This is a genomic window from Desulfoplanes sp. (assembly GCF_054921335.1).
Genome location: NZ_JBUDSQ010000027.1, coordinates 22,791 through 39,763, shown reverse-complemented (window position 1 = coordinate 39,763; position 16,973 = coordinate 22,791). Strand labels below are relative to the sequence as shown.

The 16,973-nt window shown below is 55.9% G+C and carries 14 protein-coding genes; 8 read left to right on the top strand and 6 right to left on the bottom strand.

Translation table 11 applies throughout. The features are described 5' to 3' along the window. The 8 genes from ACY692_RS07910 to ACY692_RS07875 all read left to right on the top strand — a co-directional run. The coding region (locus ACY692_RS07910; protein WP_462324811.1) for a branched-chain amino acid ABC transporter permease at positions 1 to 888 on the top strand (888 nt) is incomplete at its 5' end. Between the two features lie 2 nt (positions 889 to 890). Further along, a complete protein-coding gene (locus ACY692_RS07905) occupies positions 891 to 1,934 on the top strand; it encodes a branched-chain amino acid ABC transporter permease (RefSeq protein WP_462324810.1) in 1,044 nt (347 codons plus the stop codon). Between the two features lie 147 nt (positions 1,935 to 2,081). Further along, positions 2,082 to 3,245, top strand: coding sequence for an ABC transporter substrate-binding protein (locus ACY692_RS07900; RefSeq protein WP_462324809.1), 1,164 nt, complete (start codon positions 2,082 to 2,084; stop codon positions 3,243 to 3,245). 261 nt (positions 3,246 to 3,506) lie between these two features. Next, positions 3,507 to 4,307, top strand: a complete 801-nt coding sequence (locus tag ACY692_RS07895) for an ABC transporter ATP-binding protein (protein ID WP_462324808.1) — start codon at positions 3,507 to 3,509, stop codon at positions 4,305 to 4,307. 64 nt (positions 4,308 to 4,371) lie between these two features. Beyond that, on the top strand, positions 4,372 to 5,622 hold the full coding sequence (locus ACY692_RS07890; protein ID WP_462324807.1) for a phenylacetate--CoA ligase family protein: 1,251 nt from the start codon (positions 4,372 to 4,374) through the stop codon (positions 5,620 to 5,622). A gap of 240 nt (positions 5,623 to 5,862) precedes the next feature. Then, on the top strand, positions 5,863 to 7,275 hold the full coding sequence (locus tag ACY692_RS07885; RefSeq protein WP_462324806.1) for a sigma-54-dependent transcriptional regulator: 1,413 nt from the start codon (positions 5,863 to 5,865) through the stop codon (positions 7,273 to 7,275). A gap of 304 nt (positions 7,276 to 7,579) precedes the next feature. Then, positions 7,580 to 9,169, top strand: a complete 1,590-nt coding sequence (locus tag ACY692_RS07880; protein WP_462324805.1) for a PAS domain-containing sensor histidine kinase — start codon at positions 7,580 to 7,582, stop codon at positions 9,167 to 9,169. Next, the gene (locus ACY692_RS07875; RefSeq protein WP_462324804.1) at positions 9,156 to 9,587 is read left to right on the top strand and encodes a helix-hairpin-helix domain-containing protein; all 432 of its coding nucleotides are present in this window, start codon (positions 9,156 to 9,158) and stop codon (positions 9,585 to 9,587) included. The genes ACY692_RS07880 and ACY692_RS07875 overlap by 14 nt, the downstream gene beginning before the upstream one ends. A 552-nt stretch (positions 9,588 to 10,139) precedes the next feature. Here the strand turns inward: ACY692_RS07875 and ACY692_RS07870 are convergent. From ACY692_RS07870 to ugpB, 6 genes are all read right to left on the bottom strand, one after another. Beyond that, on the bottom strand, positions 10,140 to 10,337 hold the full coding sequence (locus tag ACY692_RS07870; protein ID WP_462324803.1) for a zinc ribbon domain-containing protein: 198 nt from the start codon (positions 10,335 to 10,337) through the stop codon (positions 10,140 to 10,142). 391 nt (positions 10,338 to 10,728) lie between these two features. After that, positions 10,729 to 11,877, bottom strand: coding sequence for a cation:proton antiporter (locus tag ACY692_RS07865; protein ID WP_462324802.1), 1,149 nt, complete (start codon positions 11,875 to 11,877; stop codon positions 10,729 to 10,731). A gap of 7 nt (positions 11,878 to 11,884) precedes the next feature. After that, complete coding sequence (locus ACY692_RS07860) at positions 11,885 to 13,303, bottom strand: NAD-binding protein (RefSeq protein WP_462324801.1); 1,419 nt, start codon at positions 13,301 to 13,303, stop codon at positions 11,885 to 11,887. Between the two features lie 239 nt (positions 13,304 to 13,542). Further along, positions 13,543 to 14,463, bottom strand: a complete 921-nt coding sequence (locus tag ACY692_RS07855) for an ABC transporter permease subunit (RefSeq protein ID WP_462324800.1) — start codon at positions 14,461 to 14,463, stop codon at positions 13,543 to 13,545. Between the two features lie 3 nt (positions 14,464 to 14,466). Beyond that, positions 14,467 to 15,357, bottom strand: coding sequence for an ABC transporter permease subunit (locus ACY692_RS07850; protein WP_462324799.1), 891 nt, complete (start codon positions 15,355 to 15,357; stop codon positions 14,467 to 14,469). 124 nt (positions 15,358 to 15,481) lie between these two features. Then, positions 15,482 to 16,810, bottom strand: a complete 1,329-nt coding sequence (gene ugpB, locus ACY692_RS07845; protein WP_462324798.1) for a sn-glycerol-3-phosphate ABC transporter substrate-binding protein UgpB — start codon at positions 16,808 to 16,810, stop codon at positions 15,482 to 15,484. Positions 16,811 to 16,973: the final 163 nt, after the last annotated feature.

Below are 16,973 nucleotides of genomic sequence, written 5' to 3'. Positions count from 1 at the left end.
ATGGAATACTACATCCAACTCATCATCAACGGCCTGGTGGTCGGCAGTATCTACAGTCTGGTGGCTCTGGGATTCGTGATCATCTTCAAGGCGACCAAGGTGGTCAATTTTGCCCAGGGCGAACTGGTCATGGTCGGGGCCTATATCTGCTTCGCCCTGACGGTTCAGTTTCATATTCCGTTTCTGTTCTCCTTTCTGATCACCCTGGCGTTCTCCATCATTCTGGGGCTGGTCGTGGAACGCCTGGTGCTCAGGCCCATGATCGGGGAACCCATCATCTCGGTGATCATGGTCACCATCGGGCTCTCCTCGGTGCTCAAATCCATCGTCCAGGTCTTCTGGGGAACCCAGATCAGGGTCTACCCCCAGATTCTGCCACAGGATCCCATCATGATCGCCGGCATGCCCGTGGCCCCGGTCTATCTGGCGGCCTTTGGACTGAGCGCCCTGCTTTTTGCCGTGTTTTCACTCTTCTTCAAATACTCGTCCCTGGGCATTGCCATGCGGGCCACGGCCTATGACCAACAGGCCGCCCAGTCCATGGGCATCGGCATCAAAAAGATCTTTGCTCTGTCATGGTGCATTGCCGCGGTTGTCTCCTCCATCGGCGGGGTGATCCTCGGCAACATCAACGGCATCAATTCCCAGCTCGGCCACCTGGGGCTGAAGGTCTTTCCGGCCGTCATTCTCGGCGGTCTGGACAGCCTGCTGGGTGCGGCACTGGGAGGACTTATCGTGGGCGTACTGGAAAACCTGTGTGAGGGCGCGGCCAAAGACCTGCTGGGCCTTGGTGGCTTCAAGGAGGTTGCGTCCTTTGTGATCCTGGTGATCATTCTGATGATCAAACCGTACGGTCTCTTCGGGACCAAAGACATCGAGAGAGTGTAGGCATGAGCAAATGCGGTCTGTTTTTTACCTCGTACCCGGCTGAAAACCAGCTTTTTCCTTCGGGTTTTCAGAAACTCTGCTCCGGGCTGTTCATGCTCGCCCTGGTGCTCGTTCCCCTGGGGCTTGATTTCTACCTGGTTTCCATTCTCAACCTGATCCTGCTGGCCGTGATAGGGGCGGTCTCCCTCAATCTGCTCACGGGATTCTGCGGCCAGATGTCCCTTGGCCACGGAGCCTTTGTGGGCGTCGGGGCGTATGCCACAGCCATCCTGAGCCAGAACGGCCTGCCCTTTGTGGCGGCACTCCTGGGAGGCGGGGGTGTGGCCGCCCTCATAGGGTTGTTCTTCGGCATCCCCTCCCTTCGCCTCAAAGGGATCTATCTGGCCATTTCCACCCTGGCTGCCCAGCTTATCCTCGAATACGCGTTCCTGCACTCCAAGGGGCTCACGGGCGGAGCAAACGGCCTGCCCGTGGACCCGCCCATGATCCTGGGCTTCAGCTTTGATTCCGACATCCGCATGTACTATCTGATCCTGTTCGTCACGGTACTCTGCGTGCTGGGTGTTTCGAATCTGGCCCGCACGCGAACCGGCAGGGCCTTTGTGGCCATCAGGGACTTCTATCAGAGCGCGGAAAATGTGGGTATCAACCTTTTTGCCTACAAACTGAAGGCCTTTGCCCTCAGCTCGTTCATGGCCGGCGTGGCCGGAGGACTGTGGGCTCACTACACCATGTACGTGACGCCGGAGCAGTTTTCCATTGCATTGTCCATCAACTACCTGGCCATGATCATCGTCGGCGGCATGGGTTCGGTGACAGGGAGTATCCTGGGCGCCATTTTCATCACCCTTCTCCCGGAGATACTGAACGTTCTGTCCGGTTCCATGTCCGGGATCTTCCCCGACCTCAGCGCCATGATCATCCCCCTCAAGGAAGGCGTCTTCGGCCTGGTGGTCATCCTCTTCCTCATCTTCGAACCCGAAGGATTGATCCGCAAATGGCGGCTGACAAAGGCGTATTGGAAACTGTTTCCCTTTGCGTATTAATGCGGCCAAGCCGCAGTTTTAGGTTTTAGGTTTTTAGGTTTTACGTTCAAGCTCTTATAGAATTTTCTTTTTTATAACAGAACCTTTTGAGTAAGGTACGAAAACAACGATCCACCCCCCTTACCCCACAACATGCACGGAGGGATCATGTTCACCCGAATCATTGCGTCACTCATACTCATGGCCATGTGCGCCTCACCCGCACTCGCTGAAATCCGGATCGGTCTGATCTCCGATCTGACCGGACCCACCTCCAGCGTGGGCCAGCCCTATGCCGACGGGATCAAGGCCTGTGCTGCGTACATCAACTCCCGGGGCGGCATTGACGGTGAAAAAATCGTCCTCGACCAGGTGGACTACGCCTACAATGTGCAGCAGGCCCTGGCCGCCTACAAACGCTTCAAGAGCAAGGGCATCGTGGCCCTGCAGGGGTGGGGGACAGGTGACACCGAGGCTCTGGTGCGCATGGTTTCACGGGACAGGATTCCGGTTTTTTCCGCCTCGTATTCCCCGCACCTCATGGACCCGTCCAAGGCGCCCTACAATTTCACGGTTGCCCCGGACTATACCACCCAGGCCCGGGCCGGCATGAAATACATCAAGGACACCTGGAAAAAGGACCGCCCTGTCCGTTTTGCCTTCATCTACCCGGACAAGCCCTACGGACTGGTGCCCATCCCGGGCATGAAGGCCTACGCCAAGGAGCTGGGCTTCGACATTGTCGGCGAGGAGAATGTGGGGCTCAAGGCCATGGATGCCACGCCGCAGCTTCTGAGCCTCAAGAAAAAGAATCCCGATGCCATCTGGGTGGGAGGCACAACGCCCTCCACAGCCGTGGTCATGAAAGACGCCAAAAAACTGGGCATGGATACGGTGACCGTTCTTTGCAATATCTGGGGCAATGATGAAAACCTGACCAAAATGGGCGGGGCCGCGGCTGACGGCCATCTCGGTATCCAGGCAGCAGCAGTCTATGGCCAGGATGTACCAGGTATGACGGTCATCAAAAAAATCACGGACAACGAACACCAGATGACCCACTTTCTGCGCGGTTTCGTCTCCATGCTGGTCATGGCCGAGGGGATCGAACAGGCGGCGTCCAAGGGTGAGATAACCGGGGAGACCATCAAGACCGCCCTTGAAACAATGCGCGATTTCGATCCCATGGGCCTGGCCCCGAAAATCAGCTTCTTCCCCGACGATCACCGCCCGAACATGGCCGTCAACATCGTCACCTTCAAGAACGGCGGACAGATGGAATTCGCAGCGACCGAAGAACTCCCGCGCAGCAAGGCGTGGTTGGGTAAGTAAAAGATTTTAAAAATTGTAGGATTTCAGAAATTTAAGAAATTGACACCCTCTGTAATTTCCAAAATCATTCACCGCCATCACCACATATCCCGTAGGGGCAGGTCCCTGTGCCTGCCCAACCTGTGCCTGCCCCTACGGTTACAATTCCCTCAAATCTCTTAAATCTCTCAAATTTCTCAAATCTCTAAAATTTCTAAAATTTCTAAAATTTCTAAAATCTCTAAAATTTCTAAAATTCGAAAAATCCATCCTGGAGCCTACATGTCTGCGCTGCTCAAAGTCAGCAACCTGGAAGTGGTTTACAATGATGTTGTCCTGGTGCTCAAGGGACTGTCCCTGGAGGTGCGCCAGGGCAGCATCACCACATTGCTCGGGGCCAATGGTGCCGGGAAATCCACCACACTGAAAGCCGTTTCCGGCATTCTGCACGGTGAAGACGGCAAGGCCACGGCCGGGAAAATCGAATTCCAGGGAAATGAAATACAGAACAAGAGCCCCGAGCTTCTTGTCCGCCAGGGCATCTTTCAGGTCATGGAAGGAAGGCGCATCTTTGAAGATCTCACGGTGGAAGAAAACCTTCGCTGCGGCGCCTACACCCAGCCGAGCAAAAACTTCTCCACGGATCTGGAAAAGGTATATGGCTATTTCCCACGACTCAAGGAACGGCGTCTGCAACTGGCCGGCTATATGTCCGGGGGTGAGCAGCAGATGCTCGCCATCGGCAGGGCTCTCATGGCCCGCCCCCGCCTGCTCATGCTGGACGAGCCCTCTCTTGGACTCGCCCCATTGCTGGTGGAGGAAATTTTTGAGATAATCACCAGAATCAACCAGACAGAGCAGGTCACCGTGCTGCTGGTGGAACAGAACGCCCGCCTGGCCCTCTCCATTGCCGCCTACGGCTATATCATGGAAAACGGCCACATCGTCATGGACGGCAAAGGCAGCGAACTCCTCGACAACCCGGATGTCCAGGAATTCTACCTCGGTATCGAGAACAACGGGGAGAAGAGAAGCTACCGGGACGTCAAACACTACCGGCGACGCAAGCGGTGGCTGGGGTGAGCCCAGCCCATCTGTGGTATTCATGGCAACACTTCAAGCGCAACCCACTGCAAAGGTGAACCATATGACCAAACCCCACGAAGTGTACTCCCCTTTGGAAACCGCCTCCGAGGAAAGCAGATCGGCCGCCTTATGGGAAGGGATATCCCGGGTTCTCAAGAACGGGTATGAAAAATCGCCCGAGATACGGTCACGCCTGGACGAGATGGGGGCACACCCTGAAGATTTCAGATCATGGGAAGATTTCACGGCCATCCCTCCCCTTTCCAAAAAACACCTCATCTCCCTGCAGCAGGAAAAGGGGCTGGAGTGGTTCCTGACCCAGCATCCCGGTGAGCTTTCCCGAATCTACCAGTCACCGGGCCCGATTCTGGACCCCGAGGGACGGGAAACCAACTACTGGGGATGGGCAGAGGCCTTTTTTGCCGCCGGGTTCAGGAAAAACGATCTGGTCCAGATGACCTTCAGCTACCACCTCACCCCGGCCGGGCTCATGCTCGAAGAACCCCTCCGACAGATCGGGTGCGCCGTCATTCCGGCCGGCCCCGGAAACACCCGGGCCCAGATCGAGCTCATGACCTCTCTGCCGGTTACCGGGTTTGTGGGCATGGCCAGCTATCTGAAAACCATCGGCCACAAGGCACAGGCACAAGGGCATGACCTGCTCGAGGACTCCAATCTGCGTGTCGCTTTCGTGGCTGCCGAAATCCTGACGGACAGCTTGCGCACATCGGTGGAGGAGATGTTTGACCTCACCATGCGACAGGGATACGGCACCGCAGATGTAGGATGCATCGCCTATGAATGCGGTCAGCTGTCCGGATGGCACACGTCCTCCCGCTGTCATGTGGAGATATGCGAACCGGGCACGGGCAAATCCCTTCCCCCCGGGGTTCCCGGAGAGGTTGTGGTCACCCCCCTGGTCCGCGCCTATCCCCTTCTCAGACTGGCCACCGGTGATCTCTCCTCGCTGGACTGTTCCCCGTGCGGGTGCGGCCGCACGGCCCCCAGGCTGACCGGCATTCTGGGACGGGTCGATGACACCGCCAAGGTCAAGGGGCAGTTCATCTACCCGGCCCAGGTGGCCAAGGCGCTCTCGGGGTTCAAGGAAATCCTGGCCCACCAGACCGTCATCGACAATACCGAAGGCCACGACCGGTTCACCCTGCTGCTGGCCGTTGCAGGAGAGATAAACCCCGATACCGTGAGCAGAAGGGTCCAGCAGGAGGTCAAACTCCTCCCGTTCATCCAAATAGTGGATCGCGCCACCCTCGAAGGACAGCCGCCTCTCGTGGACAAGCGCACCTTCGACTGACCGCTCAGACGACAAGACGACAACCCGGTTTTTACGCATACACGCAAAAACAGAAAGAACGACAGTACCAACAACCCATAGCCACTCTGTTCGGGGGCAAGTTTTTTATCTGTTCTCTGTCATCTGGTCTCTGTCCTCTGTTCTCTGTTCTCTGTCCTCTATCCCAAGGGGCTGCACAAACAGTATGTACCATCGTCCACGTATACCGTTTATTTTGCGACCGAGCATCCCAGGAACACCATGAAAAACCCCAAAAACCCGCTGCTGCTGGTGGACGACGAGGAAAGCTGGCTCCGTTCCTTTTCCCTGGCCCTGCGCTCAGCCGGTTTTGACAACCTGATCACCCTCTCCGACCCGCTGCAGGTGGTCCCGACACTCGCCGAAACCGAAGTGGAGGCCATAGCCGCGGACATGGCCATGCCCGGGCTCAGCGGTCTGGAGCTGATCAGAACGGTGGGCAGAGCCCATCCTGAAATCCCCATAATCGTGATAACCGGCATCAACGATGTGGAAAGTGCGGTCCAGTGCATCAAAGAGGGGGCCTTCGACTTCTTTGTCAAAACCAGCGACAAGGCCAGCCTGGTTTCCGGGGTCAGACACGCCGTTGAAATACGGCAGTTGAAACGAGAAAACATCTCCCTTCGCAGCCGCTTTCTGGGCGACACGCTCGAAAATCCCGCTGCATTCCGAAATATCGTCACCGCCAGCAAATCCATGCGCTCCATCTTCCAGTACGTGGAGGCCATATCCGAAACCCAGCAACCGGTGCTCATAACCGGCGAGTCCGGAGTGGGCAAAGAACTGATCGCAAGGGCCGTCCACGATCTGAGCGGCCGCAAGGGAGAATTCGTTGCCGTCAATGTGGCGGGTCTGGATGAAAACATCTTTGACGACACCCTGTTCGGCCACAAAAAAGGCGCGTTCACCGGAGCCGCCACAAGCCGACCCGGCCTGGTGGAAAAGGCGGCCGACGGTACGCTGTTCCTGGACGAAGTAGGCGATCTCGCCCATGGATCACAGATAAAACTCCTCCGTCTGCTCCAGGAACGGGAATACCGGCCCATCGGCTCGGATCTCACCCGCAAGTCCAACGCCCGCATCGTCACGGCAACCAACAAGTCATCCGCAGCCCTGGACGGTTCGAACACCTTCAGATCAGACCTCTATTACCGTCTCAAGGCCCACCATATCCACGTCCCTCCCCTGCGCAGCCGCCCGGCTGACATCGGCCTCCTGATCGATCGCTTTATCCGGGAAATCTGTTCCGAACTCAAAAGGCCCTTTCCGGACAACGCCGACACATTGTTCGATACACTCAGGGGCTATGCATTCCCCGGCAATGTCCGCGAGCTCAAGATGCTGGTCTTCGATTCCGTCTCTTCAGGCCGCCCGGGACAGGCGAATACCGACCAACTCGAGGATCTCACACGCCCGAAACTCCCGGACCAGGAACGGCCCTGCGCAACACAATCAGAATCAGGCGACACCGCCCCCATCTCCTTCGGATCCATCCTGCCGAGTATGAAACAGGTGGGACAATATCTTGTCTGCGAAGCCATGGAGCGCTGTCACGACAACCAGGCCCAGGCCGCCCGCATGATCGGCATCTCCCGACAGGCCCTGAACAAGCGTTTGCAGAAGCTGGAATCTTGATCAAATGCGGCCAGGCCGCAGTTTTAGGTTTTAGGTTTTAAGTTTTAAGTTCAAGCGGTTATGGATTTTTTTTTGTTTTTTATTACGGAACCTTCTGAGTAAGGTACTCCAATTATTTCGAAACATTGAGTTGTACCTCGAGCCTGGCGCGAAACACCACGGTTCCGTAGGGACGATTCACGAATCGCCCGTTTTTCTGCGCCCCGGGAGGTGCAGAAAAACAAAAATTGACACGTGTGGAGGGAATCGTCCGGGCCTCCCCAAAACAACGATTTTCAAACTCGTTCTGGTGTAAGAGGACTCCATGTCCGAAAAAAAAACCATGGAAGATGAACTCCATCGCCTGCGCCGTGAGAACAGCCTGCTCGTAAAGGCCCTCAATGCTCCGGGCAACATCATGTTTTTCACTCTGGACAGGAACTACACCTACACGTCCTTCAACCTCGCCCATCAGATGCACATCAAACGCACCTGGGGCGCGGACATCTTTTCCGGGATGAGCATCCTGGAACTCTTCCACTCCCCCGAAGAACTGGCCACGGCCAAAAAGCATTTCGACCGGGCCCTTGGCGGGGAATCCTATATCCTCAAGCGCAAATATCCCGAGCACAACGGCAAAGAACTGTTTTACGAAAACACCTACTCTCCCCTTATCCAAGAGGGCGAGGTGGTTGGTGTATGCGTTTTCGCCCACGACATCACCAAGTGGAGTGAAAAGGAGAAATACCAGGATATTTTCGAAAACGCCCTCGAGGGCATCTTCCGCTCCACACCCGAAGGCAGGTTCATCGATGCCAACCAGGAAATGGCCCGCATTCTGGGATACAACTCACCCCAGGATCTTCTCGGCTCCATTTCGAGCATCTCGAACCAGCTCTACTGCAATCCCAGGGAACGTGACCGGGTCATGAGCCTGCTCAAAAAACACGGCCTGGTGAAAGATTTCGTGACCACCATGTTCACCAAGACCGGGGATACCATCTGGGTTGCATTCAACGCACGGTGCGCCAAAAACAAGCAGGGACAGACGCTCTATGTGGAAGGAAAACTGACGGACGTCAGCGAGCGGAAGCAGGCTGAGGCGGAAGCGGAACAAAGACGGCAGAAGACCATCCAGGCCGAAAAGATGACATCCCTGGGACTCCTGGTGACCGGAGTCGCCCATGAAATCAACAATCCCAACAGCTATCTCACCCTGAACCTGCCCCTGATCCGGGACATGTGGAAGGACAGTCAGACCATTCTCGAGGAATACTACCGGGAAAACGGCGACTTTGTCCTGGGCGGCCTGGAATATTCGGAAGTACGCCTGCAAATGCCACCCCTGCTCAACGAGATGATCCGGGGGGCGGCACGCATCAATGCAATCGTGTCCCAGCTCAAGGACTATGCCCGCCAGAGCCGGGACAGCGAACAGGAGGACGTGGACCTCAACCGTGTGGTGGACGAAAGCATGACCTTTGTCCGTCACAAGATCAAACACAGTGCCCGGGCCTTTGATTGCAACCGCCAGGAAAATCTCCCCTCTGTACAGGGCAACATACAGCGCCTCATGCAGGTGCTCATCAACCTGGTGGTCAATGCCTGCGAAGCTATCCACCCCGAAGCCGGCCGCATAACGATAACCACAAAGACCAGAACCGGCCCCCAAGGCAAGGAAGCCCTCATCCAGGTCCAGGACAACGGCTGCGGCATAGATCCCGGGGACCTGCATTTCATCCAGGACCCTTTCTATACCACCAAACGCGACAAGGGAGGAACCGGTCTCGGACTTTCCATCTCAGCCACCATCATGCGCCAGCACCAGGGAAGACTGGAGTTCGATTCCGGCCCCGAAGGAACCGCTGTCCGGATGATCATTCCGGTTTTACCCCAAAAACATGAAGCCCTCTGATCCGGCAGATCCGAACAAAAGGGCGTTATCGATCACCGTCATCTTCCAACCAGTGGCGATAGGCCACTCAAAGTGTTTGCCAGAAGAGGGGAATACCCCCTTCTTTGTCCTTCACAATGGACATACCATGAAAACCCCGGACAGAAAAACAGTCCCCCGTCTGGAAGACCTCCCCAACATCGGAAAGGCCATGGCTGCGGACCTTCGGCTGATCGGCATCGAGCATCCCCGGCAGTTGATCGGACGGGATGCGTTTGAGATGTTTGATGGGCTGTGCACAAAAACCGGGAAACAGCACGATCCGTGTGTGATCGATGTGTTCATGGCGGTTGTCCACTTCATGGAGGGCGGCGATCCATTGCCGTGGTGGGCGTTCACGAATGAGCGTAAGCAACTGCAACAGCACCAACGTATCTGATTTCAGCATACCTTTGATTCCCCCCGGAACCGGTCATCCAACGCGTAGGATGTACTCCTTCCCCCGGCCCCGGATTTTGGCCATCCCCGAATACCCGGTGGGAAAAAGCGCCCCATGCCATCCCAGAATCCGTTCCATGGTCACGGGTGCGCTACATGGGCTTTTCCCTGAGTACCCATGTCTGCCATGCACATACCATGCTCTCCATGCTCGTATTCGCCTTGCATGGAAAGATGGCATGGACTCGTCAAGCCAATCTCCGGAAAAAATGCGACGATTAGAGGGGTTAATCTCCGCATGTATCATCATCCGATAAATTTCTCCCTGGTTGAGTCCACAAACGACTATTCGATCCCAAAAACCCAATAATCAAGCTGGTTATAAAAAAATAAGTTCTTGGTTCTTCCTTGCAAATCGGGAGTTCCGCTCCCGATTTGCAAGGATGCCGTCCTTTTAAATCGACCCGCCGACACAAATTGGAGAGATTGAAAACGCCCTTGCAGTCAAACTGCAAGGGCGTTCTTCGTAGAAAAATTATCGCGCTCCGTCGGCCTAATCGAAGCTGTTCCAATGCCCGCAGTTTTCACAGGAAAAGGATGCGGGAAAATATTCCTCTTCGATCCCGTTCACGTCCACCTCATTCATGTGCCCGCAATTTTCACAAGGGATCAGGGCGGTGAGCCCCTTGGGGTCGTACTCGTAGATTTCTCCACCAATGGTGATGGATTCCGAAAAATTCTCCATATTCATGGCTGCCTCCCTGGGTGAAAGGTTCTGGATATCGACCTGTGTTCTGCTTGAACATACCGGTTGCAGACGACCATGCCATTTTTTTTCGGGAAGTCCAATACCCTTCGATCATTTCAAGGATTCCTCCACAATCCGGGCATTGCCACCAAGAACACTGTTGAATTCTGAAAAAAGTCGGCACTTTTCGCACCGATTTTTCGTTTTCACCCGTCATCCCGGCGCAGGCCGGGATCTTGATGGCCAGGGTCGTGGGCAACACGTCAAGGGGATGCTCATTCCCTGGAGATCCCGGATCAAGTCCGGGATGACGTTTTTGCGTCCCTTTCTTCCGTCACCTGCCCCGCGTCTCCCTTTCTTATCGAGTCCGGTTCTTCTTTCTCCCACCTCCCCGTCATTCCCCGCTCTTCGGGGTGAGCAGCTTGAATCCCAGCGGCCCGATCACGCAGGTGAATAGAGCCAGAAGAACAATAGCATCCTTGACTTCCGGTGTCAGAAATCCCTGCTCCAGCCCGATGGAGGCCGCCGCTACGATGAGGCTCAACCGGGCTGACAGGAGCACCCCGCAGCGCATGCCGTCTTTAAGCCCGAGGCCCCAGAGGGGGAATTGGAGACAGGGCACGATCTTCACCAGCAGGCTGACGACCAGAAGGATTCCGGCAAAGGCCAGCCGTTCCGGGGACAGAATATTGGTCACGTCAAAGCCCATGCCCACATGGATGAAGAACATGGGGGTCAGAAACCCGAATCCGATGGCCGAAATCTTGGATTCCAGCTCCTTTTTCTCCCGGAATACAAAGGAGATGATGCATCCGCCCATGAACGCGCCCAGGACCGGTTCGAGATGGACCAGCTCGGACAATGCAATGAACAGGAAGAGCAGGGCGATGGACAGGCGGACCCCCGGCTCTCTGGCGTCACCGGGAGCGAGAAAGATTTCGGCCTTGTCCGGATGCCACCAGGCCCAGAGCCGTGCTCCCCACAGGAGCAGAGCGAATCCCGCAAACAGGGGAATGGGGGTGAAGAGTTCCATGCACAGCCCGTATTGGTAGCCGAGCACAAAAAAAGTGATGCCCAGGAGAGTCAGAAAATCGGCCAGGGTCGCGGCGATGAGAATGGTCTGGCCCAGACGGGATGCGGTGACGCCTGTTTCTTTGAGCGCGGGAACGACCAGGCCCAGGGAGGTGGTGGACAAAACCAGGGCCAGAAAAGGGTGCAGTCCCATGAGGACAACGGCCACGCCGGCCAGCACCACGGTGGACGCGAACAGGACAACCTGAAAGACGACCAGTTTGATTCGCTGGGAGAGCAAGGCCTTGAAATCGATCTCCATGCCCGCCTGAAACATGAGCACCAGAAAACCGAACCGGGCCAGTATATCCAGCCAGGTGCCGTGTGTTTCCAGCCCCAGGAGACTCTTCCCCAGCACAACGCCCAGCAGAATCTCCAGAACCGAGGTGGAGACCCGGATATATCCGGCAAGCCGGGGCAGTATGACCAGAGCTGTGGCCAGACAAAAAAGAACCAGTCCATCCTGATGCATGGTTGCCTCACGCAGTGACTATGAGCACGGAACACGCGGCCTTTTCAGCCAGGTGTTCCCCGATATTCGGGCTGATGAGCCCCCGATCCCTGTTGGTGCTCCCGATGACCAGCAGATCATGGGAGGCTGTCTGTTTGACGATCTCCCGGACGGGATTCCCCTTGACCGTGATCTCCTCCACGGTGGTCTTGTGGATGTGGACCAATTCCCGAATGCGGTTCAGATTCGTGCGCACGAACTCGCCGTCCTCCTCGCCGCTGAGAAATCCCGGTTCCTCCACGATCATGACCGAAATGGCCGCTCCCAGCTGTCTTGCCAGGTCCATGGCCACTTCCAGGGCCAATTCCGCATTAGGTGTTCCATGGAAGGGGACGAGTATTTTCTCATAGGGTATTGTCTGCCGGGCGATGAGCACCGGGCAGTTCAGGTCATGGGTCAACGCGGTATAGGCGGGTCCGGCAAGGCTTGAAAACAGGGATTTCTCCACCGGCGGGATCAGCAGCAAGCCGCAGACACTTTCGCCTGCAAAACCGCGCACTCTCTCGATAATTCCCTTGTCCGAGGGCTGAATCTCCACGCTCACTTCCTGAGGCCACCCGGCCACAGCGTCCTTGATCACGCAGGTGTCCGTGCCGCAGAGCACGGTCGCCTTTCTGACCTTGGTGTTCTGACCGAGATACTGTCCTTCGTGCAGGATGGCCGGGATTTCCTCGCCTTTGCGCGGCAGGGCCACGAGCATCCCCGGACCGTAGGCCAGGGGAAAATGGGGGCTGGCACATTCGAGCAGGGAACAGACCGCATTGAAGATATCGGTTTCCCCGAGCAGCACCAGACGATCATCGGCCCGGATCACGGTACCGGGCCGGGGAAACATGAGCTTACCCCGTCTGAAAATGCCGCTCAACCGCAGGGTGGAGCGTTGGAAATAGCTCGCCCGCTTCCCCACCACCCGGAAATGATCCCTGGCATTCACCTCATAGACATTGCCCATGCCGCCGGTCAGCGGCGAAACCCGAACCCTGGGATCCTGAAGATAGTGATAGAGATTGCGGGCCGTGAGCATGCCGGTCATGACCACATGCACCCCGAGTTTCTGAAATTCCCTGGCATTCTCGGGCTCGTGAACAAGGGCTGAAACATAGGGCACCCCGTATTCTCCAGCAAACCGGCACACGGCCAGATTGACCTCGTCGATGCCGGTCATGGCCAGAACATAGTGATGCCTTTCGAGCCCCGCCTTCTTGAGGACCACGGGACTGGATGCGTCCTCGGCATACCGGGCCTTGAGATTCGTACACAAAGCCGCGCCCAGATCGAGGAGTTCCCCGGATTTCTCGATGAGGGTCACCGTCCACTCGTCACCGAGTTGTTTGAGGAGCTCCCGGGCGATATTGCCCACTCCGCAGATGAGGATATCCATGGCCATATTCATGCCTCCCGCAACACGTGTCGACATCAAAAACTGTGAATAAAAACCCCCGGTCTGGATATCTCCAAACCGGGGGTTTGACAATCGGGGTAGTGCGTGGGTTTTTTGTTTGCCTTCGCCTCCCGGGGCTCGGTCAAACAGGGCACGGCGCGCCGTGCCCCTACGGGTCAGAGGACAGAGAAAAGATGCCTGTCATTGGCGCGACGTGTTTTTCCTGCGCACTGCGCACTCTCTACCTATTTCTCCGGATCGACCAACCCTTTCACGAACCACCGCTGCATGAACAGCACCACGAGCACCGGTGGGAGCATGACAATGAGTGATCCGGCCAGGGCCACGTTCCAGAAGGGGAGGTCGTCGGCCTGGGGGATGATGTTCTGCAGGCCGATGACGGCGGTCATCATCTTTGGGTTGGTGGTGATGAGCAGCGGCCAGAGGTACTGGTTCCAGCCGTAGACAAATTCGATGACCACCAGAGCGGCGATATTGGTCTTGGAAAGGGGGAGCAGGATCTTCCTGAAAAAGGTCATGGCCGAGGCGCCGTCCATCTTGGCGGCCTCGCAGAGTTCCTCGGGGATGGTCAGGAAAAACTGCCTGAACAAAAATGTGCAGGTTGCCGAGGCCACCAGTGGAAGTATCAGACCGGGGTAGGTATCCAGGAGACAAAGATCCATATTGATTTCAATGTCATGGGTGGCAAACCAGTCGATCAGCCAGTCCAGATGGAACAGGTTGACCAGGGTCTGGAGGGGGCCGAAGAGGTTGGCTGCCATCTCATAGGTCGGCAGGATACGCACCTCCACCGGAAGCATCAGGGTGCAGAATACCGAAATAAATGCGATCTTACGCAGCCGGTAATCAAAGTACACGATGGAGAAGGCCCCGAACAGGGAGACGATGATCTTGCCGAAGGTGATCCCCGAGGCCATGATGAACGAGTTGGTCAGCTGTGTTCCCAGATCCCCCTTGACCCAGGCCTCCTTCATGTTGACCAAAAACTGGTCCCCGGGAATGAGCGGCATGGGGACCTTGGAGACCTCTTCAATGGGCAGGGTCGCGGCGATGAGCGCATAGATAATCGGGAACCCGACAATCAGGATGCCCAGAATGAGAAACACATAGGTCAATGCGTCGAGAATGGGTGTCTTTTCTACCATGATCTATCCCGTATATTGGACTTTTTTCTCCACATACTTGAACTGGAGAATGGTGACGATAATGATGATGCTCATGAGAATCACGGACTGGGCCGAGGACGAACCGAGATTGAGCCCGATGAACCCGTCCTGATAGACCTTGTAGACCAGAATGTTCGTGGACCCACCCGGGCCACCCTGGGTCATGGTATGGATGACACCGAAGGTCTCAAAAAAGGAATAGATGATGTTCATGACCATGAGAAAAAAGAGCGTGGGCGAAAGAAGCGGTAGGGTGATGTTCCAGAACCGCCTGAAAGGACTGGCCCCGTCCATGGCCGCCGCCTCGATGAGGGAGGTGGGAATGGCCTGCATCCCGGCGATAAAGAAGACAAAATTGTAACTAATTTCCTTCCAGGCACTGGCCATGATGACCATGATCATGGCATCGGACCCGTGCAGCACCGGGTTCCAGTCCACGCCCAAGGTCTTCTTGATGGCCAGGGCGACCACCCCGTACGAGGGATGGAGCAGAAAAAGCCACAAAATCCCGGAGATGGCCGGGGCCACGGCGTACGGCCAGATAAGCATGGTCCGGATAACCGCCTTGGCCTTGAAGGCCCGGTTGGCCAGGGTGGCGATGAACAGCCCCAGGGAAATAGAGGTCACGGCCGTGGCCAGGGAAAAAACCGCTGTGATCCCAATGGACTTGAGATACAAAAAGTCGGTCAACAGATCCACAAAGTTATCGAACCAGACAAAGCTGGTGTGCAACCCAAAGGGATCGCTCAGGAGCATGGAGTTGATAAGCCCGTTCAAGGCGGGCCAGTAAAAAAATGTCAACGTAACCAGCAACTGGGGCAGTATCAACAGATACGGGAGGTACTTGTTGGAAAAAAGAGATCGCTTGATCATGGCAGACTCGTCGTGAAAATGCGGAAAAAAGAATACAAATTTCTGATCCGAATAGTTACGAAAAAGACATACCGCCCCGTGGTGGCCGGGGCGGTATGTATAAAACGTTCCTCAACAACTCAGGCTACTGATATATCTTCTCGAAGGAGCGGAGTTCCTTGTTGCCCCGAGTCACGGCGTCATCCATGGCCTGCTGGGGGGTCTTGGTATCGTTCCAGACCTTTTCCAGTTCCTCGTTGATGATATTACGGATCTGGACGAAGTAACCCAGGCGCAAGCCGCGGGAATTCTTGGTGGGAACGGCCCGATTGAGCTGCTTGATCCCCACTTCCTGATAGGGCTGTTCCTTGTAGTAGCCCTGCTTCTTGAGCTCGTCATAGGCGGTCAGGGTGATGGGGAAATACCCGGTCTGCTTGTGCCAGAAAATCTGCTGTTCGGGCTGGGCCAAAAAGGCCAGGAAGGCGGCAACGCCCTTGTACTCCTTCTTGGAGTGACCGGCCAGGACCCAGTTGGATGCGCCGCCGATGATAGAGTTCTGGGGCTTGGTCATCCAGGCTTCAACAGGCAGAGGTGCCACGTCCCACTTGAAATCCTTGACCGCCTTCTTCAGCTTGGCGATCCCGCTGATGGAATCAATGTACACGGCCGCATTCTGGGCGATGAATTCGGCCTTGGGCCCCTGGTACTTCTGGCCGCCGTACAGAAAGCGCTTGTCCTTCATCCAGTCCTTGAGCTGGGCGATATGGGCGACCACCTGGGGGCTGTTGAATTCCAGAACACAATCCAGACCTTCGTAGCCGTCGGCCTTGGAGGCAAAGGGCAGGTTATGGATGGCACAGAAGTTTTCGATCTGGGTCCAGGACTGCCATGCAGTGACCAGACCGGCAGGAGCGATCTTCTTGTCGATCAGGGTCTTCAGTATCGTGCCGAGCTCATCCCAGGTCAGGGGCTCGGACTTGGACGGCATGGGGATGCCTGCCTTCTTGAGCATATCCGCATTGTAATACATGACCGGAGTAGATGAATTGAACGGCATGGACATGAGCTTGCCATCCTTGTTCATGTAATACGACAACACCGCCTGGAGATAGTCATTCCAATTGATGGTGTATCCGGCGTCGACCATGAGCTGATACACCGGATAGATAGCCCCGGAGAGCATCATGGTCTGGGTGCCGACCTCGAAACACTGGAGGATGTGCGGCTGCTTGTGTGCCCTGATGGCCGCGATGCCCGCATTGACGACCTCATCGTAGTTCCCTTTGTTCGTGCCGATGACAACATACTCGTCCTGTGACTTGTTGAACTTGTCGATCAGGGCCTTGCAAACTTCCCCGCGGGCGCTACGCATGGCATGCCACCAGTTGATCTCGACCTTCTTGGCCATGGCGTTGCCGCCGACAAGAAGCATGAGCCCGGTCAAAAGGGCCGCTACAATTCGTTTACCGCGCATCGTTTCTACCTCCGGTTGTTTAAGTAAGGTATCGGATTGGTTGAACACAAATCCTCATGACAGTATTGTGACAAACTTTTTAGGTCAAGATAGTTTTTGTCCCGGAAGCCCGGTCTATACAAAAAATGTAACATGCTGTTTTCACTGAAAAATCTTTCAAAAC

What these genes read in the sequence shown, in the direction of transcription:
- ACY692_RS07875 (WP_462324804.1), top strand. Translation starts at nt 9,156, where the DNA reads ATGAAGCCCTCTGATCCGGCAGATCCGAACAAAAGGGCGTTATCGATC.
- ACY692_RS07865 (WP_462324802.1), bottom strand. Translation starts at nt 11,877, where the DNA reads ATGCATCAGGATGGACTGGTTCTTTTTTGTCTGGCCACAGCTCTGGTC.
- ACY692_RS07860 (WP_462324801.1), bottom strand. Translation starts at nt 13,303, where the DNA reads ATGGCCATGGATATCCTCATCTGCGGAGTGGGCAATATCGCCCGGGAG.
- ACY692_RS07885 (WP_462324806.1), top strand. Translation starts at nt 5,863, where the DNA reads ATGAAAAACCCCAAAAACCCGCTGCTGCTGGTGGACGACGAGGAAAGC.
- ACY692_RS07880 (WP_462324805.1), top strand. Translation starts at nt 7,580, where the DNA reads ATGTCCGAAAAAAAAACCATGGAAGATGAACTCCATCGCCTGCGCCGT.
- ugpB (WP_462324798.1), bottom strand. Translation starts at nt 16,810, where the DNA reads ATGCGCGGTAAACGAATTGTAGCGGCCCTTTTGACCGGGCTCATGCTT.
- ACY692_RS07870 (WP_462324803.1), bottom strand. Translation starts at nt 10,337, where the DNA reads ATGAATATGGAGAATTTTTCGGAATCCATCACCATTGGTGGAGAAATC.
- ACY692_RS07850 (WP_462324799.1), bottom strand. Translation starts at nt 15,357, where the DNA reads ATGATCAAGCGATCTCTTTTTTCCAACAAGTACCTCCCGTATCTGTTG.
- ACY692_RS07900 (WP_462324809.1), top strand. Translation starts at nt 2,082, where the DNA reads ATGTTCACCCGAATCATTGCGTCACTCATACTCATGGCCATGTGCGCC.
- ACY692_RS07855 (WP_462324800.1), bottom strand. Translation starts at nt 14,463, where the DNA reads ATGGTAGAAAAGACACCCATTCTCGACGCATTGACCTATGTGTTTCTC.
- ACY692_RS07905 (WP_462324810.1), top strand. Translation starts at nt 891, where the DNA reads ATGAGCAAATGCGGTCTGTTTTTTACCTCGTACCCGGCTGAAAACCAG.
- ACY692_RS07895 (WP_462324808.1), top strand. Translation starts at nt 3,507, where the DNA reads ATGTCTGCGCTGCTCAAAGTCAGCAACCTGGAAGTGGTTTACAATGAT.
- ACY692_RS07890 (WP_462324807.1), top strand. Translation starts at nt 4,372, where the DNA reads ATGACCAAACCCCACGAAGTGTACTCCCCTTTGGAAACCGCCTCCGAG.